The organism is Dyella sp. OK584, from assembly GCF_057787755.1.
Genome location: NZ_CM173542.1, coordinates 343,604 through 358,792 on the forward strand (window position 1 = coordinate 343,604; position 15,189 = coordinate 358,792).

Annotated in this window: 17 protein-coding genes and 1 tRNA gene; 6 read left to right on the forward strand and 12 right to left on the reverse strand. The window is 64.3% G+C overall.

Features of this window, described 5'->3' with window-relative positions; all coding sequences use genetic code 11:
* Positions 1–89: 89 nt before the first annotated feature.
* Together AC3CBN_RS01480 and AC3CBN_RS01485 are read right to left on the reverse strand one after the other, a co-directional pair.
* Positions 90–1,598, reverse strand: coding sequence for a peptide MFS transporter (locus tag AC3CBN_RS01480; protein WP_488635062.1), 1,509 nt, complete (start codon positions 1,596–1,598; stop codon positions 90–92).
* A gap of 115 nt (positions 1,599–1,713) precedes the next feature.
* Positions 1,714–2,562: a tryptophan 2,3-dioxygenase gene (locus tag AC3CBN_RS01485; protein WP_488635063.1), complete on the reverse strand. Its 849-nt coding sequence runs from the start codon at positions 2,560–2,562 to the stop codon at positions 1,714–1,716.
* Between the two features lie 215 nt (positions 2,563–2,777).
* Between AC3CBN_RS01485 and pdhA the strand changes: the two genes are divergently transcribed.
* From pdhA to AC3CBN_RS01500, 3 genes are all read left to right on the forward strand, one after another.
* Positions 2,778–3,863, forward strand: a complete 1,086-nt coding sequence (gene pdhA / locus AC3CBN_RS01490; protein ID WP_488635064.1) for a pyruvate dehydrogenase (acetyl-transferring) E1 component subunit alpha — start codon at positions 2,778–2,780, stop codon at positions 3,861–3,863.
* A 3-nt stretch (positions 3,864–3,866) separates the two neighbouring features.
* Positions 3,867–4,847, forward strand: a complete 981-nt coding sequence (locus tag AC3CBN_RS01495; RefSeq protein ID WP_488635065.1) for an alpha-ketoacid dehydrogenase subunit beta — start codon at positions 3,867–3,869, stop codon at positions 4,845–4,847.
* A gap of 113 nt (positions 4,848–4,960) precedes the next feature.
* Positions 4,961–6,343 carry a dihydrolipoamide acetyltransferase family protein gene (locus AC3CBN_RS01500; RefSeq protein ID WP_488635066.1) on the forward strand — a complete coding sequence of 461 codons (1,383 nt, stop codon included), beginning with the start codon at positions 4,961–4,963 and terminating at the stop codon, positions 6,341–6,343.
* Positions 6,344–6,405: 62 nt separating this feature from the next.
* Here the strand turns inward: AC3CBN_RS01500 and AC3CBN_RS01505 are convergent, their stop codons facing one another.
* On the reverse strand, positions 6,406–6,810 hold the full coding sequence (locus AC3CBN_RS01505) for a globin (protein ID WP_488635067.1): 405 nt from the start codon (positions 6,808–6,810) through the stop codon (positions 6,406–6,408).
* Between the two features lie 184 nt (positions 6,811–6,994).
* Here AC3CBN_RS01505 and AC3CBN_RS01510 point away from each other — a divergent pair, with 184 nt between their 5' ends.
* Positions 6,995–7,378 carry a VOC family protein gene (locus tag AC3CBN_RS01510; protein ID WP_488635068.1) on the forward strand — a complete coding sequence of 128 codons (384 nt, stop codon included), beginning with the start codon at positions 6,995–6,997 and terminating at the stop codon, positions 7,376–7,378.
* Between the two features lie 97 nt (positions 7,379–7,475).
* On the opposite strand, the gene AC3CBN_RS01515 is transcribed toward AC3CBN_RS01510, so the two are convergent.
* The 9 genes from AC3CBN_RS01515 to AC3CBN_RS01555 all read right to left on the reverse strand — a co-directional run bounded on the left by AC3CBN_RS01515 (position 7,476) and on the right by AC3CBN_RS01555 (position 13,842).
* Positions 7,476–8,117, reverse strand: coding sequence for a DUF6348 family protein (locus AC3CBN_RS01515; protein ID WP_488635069.1), 642 nt, complete (start codon positions 8,115–8,117; stop codon positions 7,476–7,478).
* 16 nt (positions 8,118–8,133) lie between these two features.
* Positions 8,134–8,460, reverse strand: coding sequence for a hypothetical protein (locus AC3CBN_RS01520; protein WP_488635070.1), 327 nt, complete (start codon positions 8,458–8,460; stop codon positions 8,134–8,136).
* 38 nt (positions 8,461–8,498) lie between these two features.
* On the reverse strand, positions 8,499–9,863 hold the full coding sequence (locus AC3CBN_RS01525) for a tryptophan--tRNA ligase (protein ID WP_488635071.1): 1,365 nt from the start codon (positions 9,861–9,863) through the stop codon (positions 8,499–8,501).
* A 33-nt stretch (positions 9,864–9,896) separates the two neighbouring features.
* Positions 9,897–10,811 carry an arginase gene (gene rocF, locus AC3CBN_RS01530; RefSeq protein ID WP_488635072.1) on the reverse strand — a complete coding sequence of 305 codons (915 nt, stop codon included), beginning with the start codon at positions 10,809–10,811 and terminating at the stop codon, positions 9,897–9,899.
* A 9-nt stretch (positions 10,812–10,820) separates the two neighbouring features.
* A complete protein-coding gene (locus AC3CBN_RS01535) occupies positions 10,821–11,231 on the reverse strand; it encodes a rhodanese-like domain-containing protein (protein ID WP_488635073.1) in 411 nt (136 codons plus the stop codon).
* 15 nt (positions 11,232–11,246) lie between these two features.
* Positions 11,247–11,322: transfer RNA gene (locus AC3CBN_RS01540), tRNA-Thr, on the reverse strand.
* 52 nt (positions 11,323–11,374) lie between these two features.
* Positions 11,375–12,079, reverse strand: a complete 705-nt coding sequence (locus AC3CBN_RS01545) for an SPOR domain-containing protein (protein ID WP_488636639.1) — start codon at positions 12,077–12,079, stop codon at positions 11,375–11,377.
* 36 nt (positions 12,080–12,115) lie between these two features.
* Positions 12,116–12,874, reverse strand: coding sequence for a type III pantothenate kinase (locus AC3CBN_RS01550; protein ID WP_488635074.1), 759 nt, complete (start codon positions 12,872–12,874; stop codon positions 12,116–12,118).
* Positions 12,871–13,842: a biotin--[acetyl-CoA-carboxylase] ligase gene (locus AC3CBN_RS01555; protein WP_488635075.1), complete on the reverse strand. Its 972-nt coding sequence runs from the start codon at positions 13,840–13,842 to the stop codon at positions 12,871–12,873. Before AC3CBN_RS01555 ends, AC3CBN_RS01550 begins: the two co-directional genes overlap by 4 nt.
* A gap of 241 nt (positions 13,843–14,083) precedes the next feature.
* Between AC3CBN_RS01555 and AC3CBN_RS01560 the strand changes: the two genes are divergently transcribed.
* The gene (locus tag AC3CBN_RS01560) at positions 14,084–14,401 is read left to right on the forward strand and encodes a hypothetical protein (RefSeq protein ID WP_488635076.1); all 318 of its coding nucleotides are present in this window, start codon (positions 14,084–14,086) and stop codon (positions 14,399–14,401) included.
* A 12-nt stretch (positions 14,402–14,413) separates the two neighbouring features.
* Positions 14,414–15,181 (forward strand): M90 family metallopeptidase, encoded by a 768-nt coding sequence (locus AC3CBN_RS01565; protein WP_488635077.1) that lies wholly within the window; start codon positions 14,414–14,416, stop codon positions 15,179–15,181.
* Positions 15,182–15,189: the final 8 nt, after the last annotated feature.

A 15,189-nucleotide genomic window follows, 5' to 3' on the forward strand; every position in this document is an offset into this window, starting at 1 on the left:
GCACCACAGCTAACTTGGTGGCTACCACCAACGCCCCGCACAAGGCAGCGAGAGCGGCAGCAAAAGCCACCCTCGCCTATCTCGCCTGCTCAACGCACGCCGTGCATCAGCCGGTTGATCAGGGGCGAAATCAGCAGCAACAGCACGCCGGCGCCGGCCAGCAGCCAGAAGCTGAAAGTGAAGCCGCTCAGTGCGGAGGCGGCCGTCATCCCGCTCTCTCCGCTGATGCGACCGGCCAGCAGGCCCGACAGGTTGCCGCCCACCGCCAGCGAAAGGAACCAGCCGCCCATGGCCACGCCGATCAGTCGCGGCGGCGCCAGCTTGGTCACCATCGACAGGCCGATCGGCGACAGGCAGAGCTCGCCCACGGTCTGCAACACATAGCAAAGCGTCAGCGGCCAGAACGGGATCAGCCCATGGGCGTCGACCAGGCGGGACAACGCAAACATCAACGCGGTGAAGCCCAGACCGTTGAACACCAGGCCAAGACCGAACTTGCGTGGAATCGAAGGCTCCTTGTTGCGCCGGGCCAGGAAGGACCAGGCCTGCGTTACCAACGGCGCCAGCACGATAATCGCCAGCGGGCTGACCGACTGGAACCAGCCCACAGGGAACATCCAGCCGCCGAACATCTCTCGGTCGACCATGTTGGCGGCAAGGAAGTTGAACGACGTGCCTAGCTGGAAATAGAACATCCAGAACAGAATGTTGAAGGCGAAGATGATCAGCATCGCGATCACCCGATGCAGCTGCACGCGATCGTGACGCACCGCCTCCACGATCAGCATCGCCGCCACGCCGACGAACAGCAGGCCCAGCAGCCATTGCAGGCCATTGGCGCCGACGAAGGCCAACAACAGATAGACCAGCGGCACCGCCACTATCACGCCCAGCAGCACCCACACCACGCGCAGGCGGCTCGCCGCTTCCGGCGCCGGTCGGCCAATACCATGCAGGCCGCGACGACCGAACCAGAACCAGAACAGGCTCAGCACCATACCAACGCCGGCGGCGCCGAACACCAGCCGATAGTTCTGCTGCATCGGCGTATCGGTGAAATAGCTGGCCAGCCAGCCGGTCAACAAGGGCGCCAGCAAGGCACCGCCATTGATGCCCATGTAGAACAGGGTGAAGCCGCGGTCGCGGCGATCGTCCTTCGGACCGTAGAGCTGGCCGACCATCGAGGAAATATTCGGCTTGAACAGGCCGTTGCCGATGACCACCATCGATAGGCCAAACAGAAACAACTCCTTGCTCGGCAGCATCACCACGAACAGTCCCAGCGCCATCACCAGCGCACCGAGCAGGATCGACCGCTGATAGCCGATCAACTTATCCGCCACGTAGCCACCGAAAATGCTGCTGGCGTAGATCAGCGCCGTATAGCCTCCGTAAATTTTGCTGGCCCACGCTTCACCGGACGCATCGCCGTGATAAAAATGGGCAACGATGTACAAGGCCAACGCCCAGCTCACGCTGTAGAACGCGAAGCGCTCCCAGAACTCCGTCATGAAAAGCATCCACAGCGGCCGCGGATGTCCCAGCGTTTGCGGAAATTCAGGCACCGACGACGGCGCGGTAACGGCGGTGTTGCTCATGCAAAGTCCCCTGGAAGCGGGCCGGCGCGTTGTGCGCGGACCTTTGTTGTTATGGGCCGGAAGATGTAACCGGCTGCCTGCACCCGGTCAAATGCAGGCCAGCTGGCAAGTCGGATCACGTACCCAGTTCGGTGCGCACGTCCAGCAGTTCCGGGAAGAACTCCAGGTCCAGCGCTTTCTTGAGGAACGCCACGCCGGAGGAACCACCCGTACCACGACGATGTCCGATGATCCGCTCGACGGTTTTCATGTGGCGGAAACGCCAGAGCTGGAAACTGCCCTCCATGTCCACCAGCTGCTCGCACATGTGGTATTCCGGCCAATACGTTGCACGGTTCTCGTAGATGCGCTTGAGCACCGGCAGCAACCCCTCATGCCGCTGATACGGCTGCGACCAGTCGCGCTGGGTCAGCTCCGGCGGCACCGCGTGGCCGCGACGAGCCAGGTAGCACAGGAACTCGTCGTACAGGCTCGGCGCCTCAAGCACCGCGCGCAACTCAGCCTGCGCCGCCGGGTCATACGCGAACACCTGCAGCATCTGCGCGTTCTTATTGCCCAGCAGAAATTCGATCTGCCGGTACTGCAGCGACTGGAACCCCGACGAGGAACCCAGCACGCCACGAAATTCCAGGTACTCGGACGGCGTCAGCGTTTCCAGCACCGCCCACTGCTCGAACAACTGGCGCTGCACATGCTTCACGCGCGCCAGGATCTTCAGGCAGGGGTCCAGGTCGTCATCGCGCAGATGCGCCAGGGCCGCTTTCAGCTCATGGATGATCAGCTTCATCCACAGCTCGGCCACCTGGTGCTGCACGATGAACAGCATTTCGTCGTGGTGCGGTGGATCGCTGAGCGGGCGTTGCGCGGAAAGCAGCGTGTCCAGCTTCAGGTAGCCGCCATAGGTCAGTCGCCCATTCAGGTCGAGTTCGATACCGGCCTCAAGGTCGCGCTGGTTCTCGGTCATGACCTTCCTAACTCACGGGAAAAGCGCATGTTAACCGGTGTTGACGAAGGTTCCGTACGACCCCGCATGCTGCGCTGTACCTTGCGACGCAACATGGCCGCCTGTTATCAAATGCGGTCTTGCTCAGGGCATTACGTGCGCGCCTGGCCCCACTGGATGGGCCGCCGCCGCCCCGTCACCCCATACCCCACCATTACTCACTCCGGGAGCGAGTCGTGTCCATCGCCGCCAAGTTTGAAATCGAATACCTGCAGTATCTCGATGCCGAAGGCAAGCAAGTCAGAGATGACCTGCCTGAATTCGCCAAGGACCTCGACCATATGGTCGAGCTATACAAGCTGATGTTGTCGACCCGCGTGTTCGACGCCAAGTCGGTCGCTCTGCAGCGTACCGGCAAGCTCGGCACATATGCCAGCTGCCTCGGTCACGAAGCAGCGCACGTGGGCATTGGCAGCGCCATGAAGCCCGAAGATGTGTTCGCCCCCAGCTATCGCGAGTACGGCGCACAGCTCTACCGCGGCGTGCAGCCGCGCGAGGTGTACATGTACTGGGGCGGCGACGAGCGCGGCAACGATTACCAGAACGAACCGGCACGCCACGACTTTCCCTGGTCGGTGCCGATCGCCACTCAGTGCCTGCACGCCGCAGGCAGCGCGCTGGCGTTCAAGATCCGCAACGAAAAGCGCGTGGCCGTGTGCACCATCGGTGACGGCGGCTCGTCCAAGGGCGACTTCTACGGCGCCATCAACATCGCCGGCGCGCAGAATCTGCCGATGGTGGCGGTGATCGTGAACAACCAGTGGGCCATCTCGGTGCCGCGCAAGATCCAGTCTGGTGCGCCCACGCTCGCGCAGAAGGGCATCGCCGCCGGCCTGTACTGCATCCAGGTGGACGGCAACGACATCATCGCCGTGCGCAAGGCCATGGGCGACGCCCTGGACCGTGCCCGCAACGGCGAAGGCGGCAGCGTGCTTGAGCTGGTGACCTATCGCCTCAGCGACCACACCACCGCCGACGACGCCCGCCGCTACCGTGGCGAGCAGGAAGTGAAGGACGCCTGGGCGAAGGAGCCGATGAAGCGCCTGCGCAACTGGCTCGTCGCCAAGGGCGTGTGGGACGACGCCAAGGAAGAGGCCTGGAAGGTCGAGTGCGACGACTGGATGGACAACGAGGTGAATGCCTACCTCGAGACCAAGACCCAGCCAGTCACCGCCATGTTCGACTACACCTTCGCCGAAGTTCCCGCCGACCTCGCCAAGCAGCGCGATTACGTCCTCTCGCTCGACAAGAAGGCCCATTAAGCCATGGCACAAATCACTCTTATCGAAGCCGTCACCCAGGCGCTTGCCTATGAAATGGCACATGACGACAGCGTCGTCGTGCTCGGTGAGGACGTAGGCGTCAACGGCGGCGTGTTCCGCGCCACCCAGGGCCTGCAGGAGAAGTTCGGTGAGCTGCGTGTGCTCGACACGCCGCTTGACGAAACCACCATCGCTGGCGTCACCGTGGGCCTAGCTGCCCAGGGCATGAAGCCGGTCGCCGAGGCGCAGTTCGAAGGCTTCATCTATCCGATGATGGAGCAGATCGCCTGCCACGCCGCCCGCCTGCGCAACCGCACCCGCGGCCGCATCACCGTGCCGGCCGTGTGGCGTGCGCCGTGGGGCGGTGGCATCCGCGCGCCGGAGCATCACTCCGAAGCGAACGAGCATCTGTTCACCAATATCCCGGGCCTGCGCGTAGTAATGCCGTCGTCGCCGGCACGTGCCTATGGCCTGCTGCTCGCCGCCATCCGCGATCCGGATCCGGTGATGTTCTTCGAGCCCAAGCGCATCTACCGCCAGTACAAGGAAGAAGTGCCCGATGACGGCGAGGCGCTGCCGCTGGACGTGTGCTTCGTGCTGCGCGACGGCACCGACGTCACCATCGTGACCTGGGGCGCGCAGGTGAAGGAAGCACTGGAAGCGGCCGATGAGCTTGCTGCTGATGGCATCAGCGCCGAAGTGATCGACGTGGCCACGCTGACTCCGCTGGACTTCGACACCATCGCCGAGTCGGTGCAGAAGACCGGCCGTTGCGTGATCGTGCACGAGGCGCCCAAGACGGCTGGTTTCGGTGCCGAGATCGCCGCACGCATCGCCGAAGAATGCCTGTACGACCTGCTCGCGCCGGTCGAGCGCGTCACCGGCTTTGACACGCACATTCCGCTGTTCCGCCTGGAAATGAAGTACATGCCGAGCACCGAGCGCGTGGTGGAAGCCGCCAAGCGCACGCTGGCGGCCAGCTAAGACACAAACTGCGCTCGTCGTTCCTGCGAAAGCAGGAGCCCAGCGCCTCGAACAAGACACTGGATCCCGGCTTTGGCCGGGATGACGACCAAACAAAATTCGCGAGAACCATCATGGCTGACATCAAGACGTTCTACCTGCCCGACCTCGGCGAAGGTCTCCCCGACGCAACCATCGTCGAGTGGCACGTGAAGGAAGGCGACAACATCAAGCTCGACGCACCGCTGTGCTCGATGGAGACCGCCAAGGCTGTCGTCGACGTGCCGTCGCCGTACACCGGCAAGGTCACCAAGCTGCACGGGGCAGCCGGCGACATTATCGAGACCGGCTCGGCGCTGGCCGAGTTCGAGCCCGATCCGAACGCCAAGCAGCGCGCCGAGGCGGAGTCCACCGGTCATCACCACGGCCCCAAGAAGGGCGCCGGCAGCGCCACCGCTGACGCGCACAAGGTCGTCGCCTCCGACGAGGGTGGCGAGATCGACAGCAACGGCCCCAGCGACCGTGCAGACGAAGGCACCGTGGTCGGCGCCATGGTCAGCGGCAGTCACGTGCACGTCGAACAGGCCGCCAGCATCGGCGGCGTGAAGGCCGTGCCCGCGGTGCGCGCACTGGCCAAGAAGCTCAAGGTCGACCTCACCCGCGTGCGCCCGAGCGGCGCCGACGGCGTGGTCACCATGCAGGACGTGAAGACCGCTGCCGCCAACGGCTCGGCCGCCCTGGGCGCCGCACCGGCGCGCGCCGTACCCGCCTCCGCTGGCCGTCATCTGGCCCCCGAACTGCCGCAGCCAGAACCGGCTCGCAGCCCCACCTCGCTTGCCGGCAAGCCCGTGCGTACGGCCCCGCCGAGCGTGCAGGCCAGCGGCCAGCCGGAGCAGCTAAAGGGCGTGCGTCGCAACATGGCGCGCGTGATGGCCGAGGCCCACGCCAACGTGGTACCGACCACCCTGGTGGACGACGCCGACCTGCACGCCTGGATCGGCAAGCAGGACATCACCGCCCGACTGATCCGCGCCATCGTGGTGGCCTGCAAGACGGTGCCGGCGCTTAACGCCTGGTTCGACGGCAAGAACCTCACCCGCACACTGCATCCGCACGTGGACATCGGCATCGCCGTGGACACCGAGGACGGCCTGTTCGTGCCGGCGCTGCGCAACGCCGACGTGCTCGATGGCGCCGGTGTGCGCGCCGCGATCAAGCGCCTGCGTACGCAGGTGGAAGACCGCACGATTCCGGCCTCGGAACTGTCCGGCTACACCATCAGCCTGTCGAACTTCGGCATGTTCGCCGGTCGCTATGCCACGCCGGTAGTGGTGCCGCCGACCGTCGCCATCATCGGCGCCGGCAAGTTGAGCCATGACGTGGTCGCCGTGATCGGTGGTATCGAAGTGCATCGCCGCATGCCGCTGTCGCTGACCTTCGATCATCGCGCCGCCACCGGCGGTGAAGCGGCACGCTTCCTCAAGGCCATGCTGGACGATCTGGGCTTGCCGAACTGAGGCAACTAGCCTGACGAAAAAAGCCCCGGTCATGCCGGGGCTTTTTTTTGAGCCAAACGAGCTCAGTAGCGCTCGATGAAATACGCCGTGGTGTGGTCCAGTGCGCCGCGCCAACGTTGTTCAAGCTTGAAGTCGTATTCCGGATCATGCTCGGCAATAGCACGCAGCAGGCTGTCCGCCCAGTACGGATAAAGCGCAGGAGGAACCGGCGCGCGACCGTGCCGACTATGTACCTGTGCCATCTCCGTCATCATGCGTCGCGACAGCGTGCTGCCACCCGCGTGCGCGATGGCCGCACTGATGCCACGACGCAGCGCAAGGTACTGAGCGCTGAAGTCCGTGTTGCGGAACATGCCCGGGATATCCGGGTGGCTGTCCATGAAGATTTCATAGAAGCGGGTAATGAACCTGCCATGGCGCAGGCATCGACCGTAGCTGGTTTGCAGATCATCGAACGTGTCGGTCATGTCGGCCTCCTGCACAGACATCGACTATCCAAAAGTCGCGGCAAACTAGCATGCGTTTTCGCCCGCACCGTAGAGGCGCATGGTCGCAATGTCCCGGCTTGGGAGGTTGGCGATTGCCCGTTGACGGTGTCTCGACCCTTCCGCCGCTATACGGACAGCATTGCCGCACCACGAGGAGCGCATCATGCATCACAGTCGGCTATGCACTGTCGTCATCGACTGCCAGACCAAGGACCTTGGAGAGGCGGCCACCTTCTGGAGTCGCGCGCTCGGCAAATCCATCGTCACGCTCGACCAGGATGGCGATGGCCGCTATGCCGAGCTGGCCACGGAAGATGACGAACCGATCATCCTTTTGCAGCGCGTGGAGCATGAGGGTCGCGTGCATCTGGACATTGAAACCGACAACCTCGAGGCCGAGGTTGAGCGCCTGGAGAAACTGGGTGCCACGCGTGTCGCTTTCGTGCGCGAGCGCTGGTGGGTCATGCAGGCGCCAAGCGGCCATCGCTTCTGCGTGGTTCGTCCGCAACGCGAAAAATTCGGACCGCATCTGAATCGCTGGGAATGAGGCACCATTGCCTCATGTGCAGGGGGACTGCCCGCATGACATGCCTTGCGCTGTCGCGTGGCGTATCACGCCGACGCGACGGTGTTTGGCGGCGACCTCAATAGTCGCGAATATCCAGCGCGACGAAGCCATGCACACGGTAGCCCGCGTCCGTAGCAGGCCACGCCACCGAGGTGAGCAGGCGATCACCCGCAGGCCATGGCGCGTTGTCGAGCAAGGCCTCGGCATTGACCTGACCATCGTCGCCGCGACGATAGAACAGTCGTATCCAGTGCAATTGCGGGCTGAGCGACTCACCCTGGATGGCCAAACGCAGCGCCGGCACGAGGTCATCGAGCGCAATCACGCCATCGCGACTGGACAACAGAGGGCCGACGAATACGTCCCAGGTGCGCACGCCGAGGTCCCAGCTGTGCAGTTGCATGCGGCGCTCGTCCGTGACGTACCAGCATGCCGCCAGCAGGACATGGAACACGCTTCGCTCGAACGCATCCAGCGCATCAAGGCAACCAGCCTCACCGCTGCCGTTGCCCGCAAAGCTCTCCTCGATATGGCGGTCTTCGCTCAGCACGATATCGACGTCCAGACGTCCGGGCTCACCGGCCGCACCGTCGTACCAGCTGGCTCGCACGGCGGGGAAATCACCGTCGGTCATCAGCCATTCCTCGTCAGGCTCAAGCTCGACGTCGTGGCGCTCAAACAAGCGCAAGAGATATTTCTGCAGTGCAACGTCCTGCATGGGAGTCGTCCGTCGGTTAGTGCGCGTGAGGACGCCACACGAGGTGGCGCACGATCATCGCCAGCGCCAACACCAGCACGCAGGCGCCATAGCCATAGAGCGCAGGCAGCACTTGCTGCCAGATTGCGCCGCTAGCCGGGCCGTACTGGCCCACGGCCGGCACGCTGGCGGTGTCGAACGCAGCGTTGGCGCACTGCACCGCGGCAAACGCCGACAGCAGCAATGCCGCCACGTCGAAACTGCGGCGCAGGCGCGTACGCGGCAGGCTCTTGGGATAGGTCCAGTAGGCCCAGCCAAGGATGAGCAGCCAGGGAGCCAGCAACAGAATGGCGAGGTAACGCATGAATCAGATCACTCCATTAACGCTAATGCTCACCGCATTCATTCCTGTGCAGCGAGCTGATCCAGTGCCCCACGCAGACGAGCCAGCGCTTCGTCACGTGCCTGCTCGCCCTCGTAAGCGGGCGTGGCGGCCACGTGCTCGCCATCCAGCTCCAAGGCGAGCGCACCCGACTGCACCTGCACGACGGCGGCCACGGCGCCCAGTTCCTTGATGCGTTTCTGCAGGGCACCGGCAGCCTTGGGGTCTGCAAACGACTTCGACAACAGCAGTTCTTCGCCATCGCCGGAGAACAAGCGGAAACGGAAGCTACCATCGGTATCGCGGAAACTGGCGAAGCGCGGCATTTTGTCCGCCTTGGGCGCGGCCTTGGCGGCACTTGCCTGCGGCGCCATCGACACGCCCGAACGCAGGCCGATCGCATCGCGCAGCTCCGCTACCTTCGGCCCAGCAAGAGCGCGAGCCTTCTTGGCGCCATCCTGCAAAATCTCCTCGATCATCGCAGGCCGCGACATCAGTGCGTCATAGCTTTCGCGCATCGGCGCCACGTCCACTTCGAGACGTTCAAATAACACCTGCTTGGCCTCGCCCCAGCCAATGCCGTCAACCAGTGCCTGCCGGAACGCAATGGACTCCGCCTCGCTGGCAAACGCGCGGAAGATGGTGAACAGCGAAGAACTGTCCGGATCCTTCGCTTCGCCTGGCAGACGCGAGTCGGTCACGATGCGCATGATCGTTTCGCGTAGATGCTTCTGTCCGCCCGCGAACAAAGGAATGGTGTTGTCGTAGCTCTTGGACATCTTGCGTCCGTCCAAGCCCGGCAATGTCGCCACCTGCTCTTCGATCACGACTTCGGGCAACACGAAAAACTCGCGGCCATAGATGTGGTTGAAACGCTGAGCGATGTCGCGCGCCATTTCGATGTGCTGGATCTGGTCGCGGCCGACTGGCACCTTGTTCGCGTTGAACGCGAGGATGTCGGCCGCCATCAACACGGGGTACATGTACAGGCCCGCGGTAATGCCAGCATCGGCGTCCTCACCGGTCTCGGCGTTCTTGTCCACCGCCGCCTTGTACGCATGCGCGCGGTTGAGCAGGCCCTTGGCGGTGACGCAGGTGAGGAACCAGGTCAGTTCCGGAATCTCCGGAATATCCGATTGCCGATAAAAAGTGACTCTTTGCGGATCGAGACCGGCGGCAAGCCACGTCGCGGCGATTTCCAGGCGCGAACGCTCGATGCGCGCAGGGTCGTCGCTCTTGATCAGAGCGTGGTAGTCGGCCATGAAGAAGAACGCATCGACGTCATCGCGCTGGCTGGCAGCCACTGCCGGGCGGATTGCACCGACGTAGTTGCCAAGGTGCGGCGTGCCAGTAGTGGTGATGCCGGTGAGTACGCGGGTCTTCATGAGCGCTCTTTGAGGTTTGTGTAGTAAGGACGTTCAGCGGATCAGGGTGGACTTGCCGAACAGCGATTCGACCAGGTCCACGGCAAGCCTTGCGGTCTGGTTCTTTTTGTCGAAAGCCGGGTTGAGCTCGACGATATCAAGCGAGCCGATGCGCCCGGTGTCGGCAATTATTTCCATGCACAACTGCGCTTCGCGATAGTTCGGGCCGCCACGCACGGTGGTACCCACACCCGGCGCGATGGTCGGGTCGAGGAAATCCACGTCGAAGCTGACGTGCAGGTGCGTGTTCTCATCGACATCGGCCAGCGCTTCTTCCATCGTGCGCTTCATACCGACTTCGTCGATGTGGCGCATGTCGAAGATGCTCACCTGCGATTCGCGCACTAGACGCTTCTCACCCTCGTCCACGGAGCGGATGCCGATCTGGCGGTACATGTCCGGCGTCGTGGCGGGCACGTGCCCACCCAGCTCGACCAGCACCTTGGGCCCCTTTCCGCACAGGCAGGCCACCGGCATGCCATGGATATTGCCCGAAGGCGTGGCCTCGGCCGTATTGAAGTCGGCATGCGCGTCCAGCCACAGCACGCGCAGCTTTTTTCCTTGTTCGCGGCAGTGACGTGCTACGGCGCTGATGGAACCGATCGCCAGGCAATGATCGCCACCCAGCATCACCGGTAGGCGGCCGTCCTTCAGCTCCGCATAGATGGCCGCGTGCACCGCCTCGTTCCACGCCATCACTTCAGGCAGATGGCGATAGCCATCCTGCGGCGGCAACCACGGGTTGAGCGGCCCTTGCAGGTTGCCGCGGTCGAGCACGTCCAGTCCACGCCGTGTCAGCCTGGCGGCGAGATTGGCCACGCGCAGCGCCTCCGGGCCCATCGAGGCACCGCGATGACCCGCACCGATGTCGGTGGGAACGCCGATCAGGGATAGCGACTTGTTGACCATGAAGACCTGTCAGAGTGAATGACTGGAAGCGCCGGCGCTCTCTTGCACCAGCGGAAAATCCTGCTGCCGCCACGCATTGAGGCTGCCATCGAGCAGACGTACATGGCTGTAGCCGAGCGACTGCAGTATCTCCTGCGCATGCGCAGCGCGGCGCCCCGACACGCAGTACACCACGATCTCGCGATCGCGCGGCACACCCAATGCGCTGGCGCGACTACCCAGTTGTTCCATCGGGATGTTCAGCGCGCCCGCGATATGCCCGTCGCGGTACTCGTCGGCGTGGCGCACATCCAGCAGCAACGGCGCCTGTCCGGCCTGCTGGCGCTCCACCAGCCGCCCGGCATCCAGCGGAGCGTCCGTTGCCATTGCCGCGTTCGCCCCCGCCAGCATCAGAAGAACGGCCAGAGGCACGTTGCGCATGCGGGATGTCCTCTATGGTGCCGGCAGCAGGAATCGAACCCGCGACCTACTGATTACAAATCAGTTGCTCTACCAACTGAGCTATGCCGGCGAAGGACCCGAAGTCTAGCAGGCCAGCGTATGCCGACGCCAAAGCGGATAGCTCAAAAACAGCCCGTGCTGTGTGATCCCACCCCGCGGACGCGGCTGCGCCAATCGGAATGACCATTGTCAGCTACCACCACGTCCAGCCAGTACTCGGGCACGCTTTCGGTGCGCTCGCTCATTTGGGCCTGGAAACCGGCCGCTGCCACCTGGTCGCGGCGGCGACGCGCGTTGGCCGGATCCTTGAACAGGCCCAGCGAGATGGTGTTGGGCTGGTCGCCGCCGCTCACGATGAAGTAATCGCCCACGCTCGCAGCACTGAGGCGACGCCCCAGTTCCAGCGCCCTGTCACGAGTGCCGCCGCCGGGCAGATAGACCCACCAGCCGGTGCTCTGCGTGGTCTGCTCCTGACGTGAACGCATGCGCGCCGCCTGGCTGCTGAGCGCGCTACGTGCGTTGCGCAGGTCGATCGGCGTGGCGAACGGACCCAGCGCCATACAGGTATAGGTGGTTTGGCGCGGCGTGGCCGGAGCGCTGGCCGGCGGCGGCGCGGAAGCGGCTGGTGCGGAAGCCACGGAGGCGGACGGCACCGGGGTGGGCGCGCTGGTGGAGGGCACCACCGGACGCTCGCTCAGCAAGCGCAATTCGGGAATGCCAGGATCGCTTGCGCTGCGCCCGTGAACATCGTCCTGTCCGAGCAGCAGCCATGCGCCCACAGCGATATTGAGTGCAATCAACAGTACGAAAAGCAGGCGCAGGAACATCATCGATCCGTCATGCAAACGACAGGAGCCGGCATTTTAGAGAGCCGGCGCCAGAGGGGAGTGTGCGTCCGACCACACGGCCAAACCGCGCAGCACGCTGTCCGGGTTCAGTCGTGCCGGCACCGCGACCAGCGACAGCAACGCCTCGGCATCGCCGCCACCAAGTATCAGCAAGGGGGCGCCACCCAGCGCGGGCGACATGTGTGCCAGGAAGCGTTCGATCAATGCCGCCGCGGCCTGCCAGCAGCCCGATGCCACCGCGTCAGGCGTGTTGTCTGCCGCCTCAAGCACCTTGCCTGGCCGTTCCATCTGCACGCGGGTCGTGGCACCCAGCAGCGACTGCTGCATCAGTTGCGGCCCGGGCGCGATCAATCCGCCGAGGTGTTGGCCATCGGCGGTCAACGCGTCGAGGGTCAGCGCGGTGCCTACGCCAGCCAGTACGCACGGCGCGAGCCCTTCGGCGCGCGCGGCCACCATGGCGAGAAAGCGGTCCACGCCCAGTCGTGCCGGCTCAGGATAGGCATTGCGCACGCCACAGGCCTCAGCCGGCGTACGCAGCCACTCGGTATCGCGGGCGAAACAGGCCGATACCACCGCAGCCACCTGAGTCTCGCGTCCGCCATCGACCACGGAGGCGCCGAACACATCGTGCGGTACGGGCAGTCTGCGCCAGGCATCGTGCAGAGCCAGCACGACATCTTCGTTCCAGCCCACCGCGCCCTGCGCGTGCCAGCTGACGCCATCGCGCAGCGCCCATTTCAGACGCGTATTACCGAGGTCCAGCAGCAGCCTCATGCGCGGCGCACCGTGACATCGGCGCTGTCGATGGAGCGCAGGCCTTCGCGGGTCTCAAGCAGCAGCGCGCCTCGTGCATCCACACCAGCGCCCACGCCATCCATCAAGCCAAGCGCGCCCTGTACGTGCAACGCCTTGCCGCGCAGCAGGTCGTAACGGGCATATTCGTCGACGAACGCGGAGAAACCTTCGCGCTCGAACTGATTCAGGCCCTCAGCCAGCGCAACGATCAGGGCTGCCGCCACCTGGTTGCGATCCGGCGCCTGGCCACCGACAAGCGAGGCGAGATCGCTCACCGGCTGCCCGGCCTGCTCGTGCAGGGCCGGCGTAAGTCGCACGTTGAGCCCCACACCGATGATGGCCGCGCAGGGGCCTTGGTACTCGCCGCCGAGTTCAACCAGGATCCCGGCCAACTTGCCACTTTCGCTGAGCACATCGTTGGGCCACTTCAAGCCCGCACCGCCGATGCCCAGCGTCGTCAGCGTGCGCATCACGATCACGCCCACCGCCAGCGACAGCCCCGACAGCGAGGCAAAGCCGGCGTCGAACCGCTTCAGGCAGGACAGATAGATATTCAGACCCGGCGGCGACAGCCAGCTGCGGCCGCGCCGGCCCCTGCCCGCGCTTTGCATCTCGGCAAGGATCACGCTGAGGTCGGGCAGAGTGGCCGCCCGGCGCTGGATCTCACTGGAGGTCGAGTCGATCTCCCAATGCAGCTCCAGCTCGCCTACCTGTTTGTGCACCGTAGCCGGAAGCGCTGCCCTGATCGCTGGCAGGGTCAGCAGCTGCAGCGGCCATGGCAACCGATATCCCGCCGTGCCACGGGACTGCACCGGCACGCCACGAGCGCGCAGGGCTTCCACCTGCTTCCAGATGGCCGCCCGGGTAACCCCTGCATGCTCCGCGAGTTGGGCGCCGGAAACCGTCCCGCCATCGGCCAGAGCCATGAGCAATTCCTGCGCCTGCATTACCGCGCGCCCATACCGGGCAGGCCACGATTGTGGTCACCGGTCGAGATGTCGGACAAGGAGAGGAAGGGCCGAAGCATTCAGAGATTCTAGCCTGCCGTGCGACGGCCCCACAGGCCGGTGAGTCCCATGACTTTTGGGACTCGCGCAGCCTTGCGCATCACTTGCGGGGCACTGGTATCGACCGTCCATTTCTGCCAGCATCGGGATCTCGGATTGCGGATCAAGGGGTTGAGCCGCCATGGCTGTCGGGAAGATCTTGATTGGCTGTGTACTGTGTGTCGGCGGCATTGGTGCTGCATCGGCCATGGACGCGGACGGCCAGGATATGACCTCGATGCAGCATGGGCTGGACAGCAGCGCGAGCAGCCACGACGGCGCCGGCAGCAGCACCAGCGGTGGCGATGCCCTGGGCTTGTCGCGTGAGGGCGCATCGCCTTCCAACCCTGCCAGCTCTTCCAGCAGCGATAACTGTCCGGGTACCACCCCAGCCGCTCGCGCCCGCAGCCGGCACGCCAATCTTGGCTGGCAGTCGTTGTTGCCCGGCTCTATCCAGTAAAGCTATCGGCCCGTGCCGGATTCCTGGTGGCGGCGCGCTCGCGCCTATCTGACCCCTCCTCCGCTCTCTGCTCCGCTTTGGTGTGACGCCTTGGCTGCCTGTCCGTTGGCGAGGCGGCTGGATGCTGTTCGCCAGAATGAATTACGGCAACTGGTGGCGGTGTTCCTGGCGCGCAAGCGTTTCCACGCGCTTGCTGGCGCGGAGTTGACCGAACATCTGCGTACCCTGATTGCCATGCAGGCCTGCCTGCCCGTGCTGCAGCAGGGTCCGCGCGCGCTGCGCGGCTGGCGCGAGATTCTGGTGTATCCAGGCGAGTTCAAGGTACGCCGCAGCCATCACGATGATCGAAGTGGCGTGATCACCGAAAGCGAGGATGTACTCATCGGCGAAGCCTGGGAGCACGGGCCGCTGGTGCTGTCGCTGGCTGATGTGCAGCTCGATCTGGAGCAGCCGTGGGACGGCTTCAACGTGGTCGTGCACGAAATCGCGCACAAGTTGGACATGCTCGACGGCCCGCCCGACGGCGTACCGCCGTTGCCGCCACATATCCCTCGGCGCCACTGGATCGTGGCGTTCCAACGCGCGTTCGATCATCTTTCCAACGACGTGGCGCGCGAGCGCGACACGCTGATCGATCCCTATGCTGCAGAAAGCGCGGACGAATTCTTCGCGGTGGTCAGCGAACTGCACTGGTCGCAGCCTGCAGTGCTGCGACGCGCCGACGCAACGATAGCCGACTTGCTTGACGCTTATTACGGGCCATCGTCGGCACCGATGTAACGACCAAG

Coding starts and splice junctions, on each gene's coding strand:
- AC3CBN_RS01480 (WP_488635062.1), bottom strand. CDS start 1,598: ATGAGCAACACCGCCGTTACCGCGCCGTCGTCGGTGCCTGAATTTCCG.
- AC3CBN_RS01485 (WP_488635063.1), bottom strand. CDS start 2,562: ATGACCGAGAACCAGCGCGACCTTGAGGCCGGTATCGAACTCGACCTG.
- AC3CBN_RS01495 (WP_488635065.1), top strand. CDS start 3,867: ATGGCACAAATCACTCTTATCGAAGCCGTCACCCAGGCGCTTGCCTAT.
- AC3CBN_RS01500 (WP_488635066.1), top strand. CDS start 4,961: ATGGCTGACATCAAGACGTTCTACCTGCCCGACCTCGGCGAAGGTCTC.
- AC3CBN_RS01505 (WP_488635067.1), bottom strand. CDS start 6,810: ATGACCGACACGTTCGATGATCTGCAAACCAGCTACGGTCGATGCCTG.
- AC3CBN_RS01510 (WP_488635068.1), top strand. CDS start 6,995: ATGCATCACAGTCGGCTATGCACTGTCGTCATCGACTGCCAGACCAAG.
- AC3CBN_RS01515 (WP_488635069.1), bottom strand. CDS start 8,117: ATGCAGGACGTTGCACTGCAGAAATATCTCTTGCGCTTGTTTGAGCGC.
- AC3CBN_RS01520 (WP_488635070.1), bottom strand. CDS start 8,460: ATGCGTTACCTCGCCATTCTGTTGCTGGCTCCCTGGCTGCTCATCCTT.
- AC3CBN_RS01525 (WP_488635071.1), bottom strand. CDS start 9,863: ATGAAGACCCGCGTACTCACCGGCATCACCACTACTGGCACGCCGCAC.
- rocF (WP_488635072.1), bottom strand. CDS start 10,811: ATGGTCAACAAGTCGCTATCCCTGATCGGCGTTCCCACCGACATCGGT.
- AC3CBN_RS01535 (WP_488635073.1), bottom strand. CDS start 11,231: ATGCGCAACGTGCCTCTGGCCGTTCTTCTGATGCTGGCGGGGGCGAAC.
- AC3CBN_RS01545 (WP_488636639.1), bottom strand. CDS start 12,079: ATGTTCCTGCGCCTGCTTTTCGTACTGTTGATTGCACTCAATATCGCT.
- AC3CBN_RS01550 (WP_488635074.1), bottom strand. CDS start 12,874: ATGAGGCTGCTGCTGGACCTCGGTAATACGCGTCTGAAATGGGCGCTG.
- AC3CBN_RS01555 (WP_488635075.1), bottom strand. CDS start 13,842: ATGCAGGCGCAGGAATTGCTCATGGCTCTGGCCGATGGCGGGACGGTT.
- AC3CBN_RS01560 (WP_488635076.1), top strand. CDS start 14,084: ATGGCTGTCGGGAAGATCTTGATTGGCTGTGTACTGTGTGTCGGCGGC.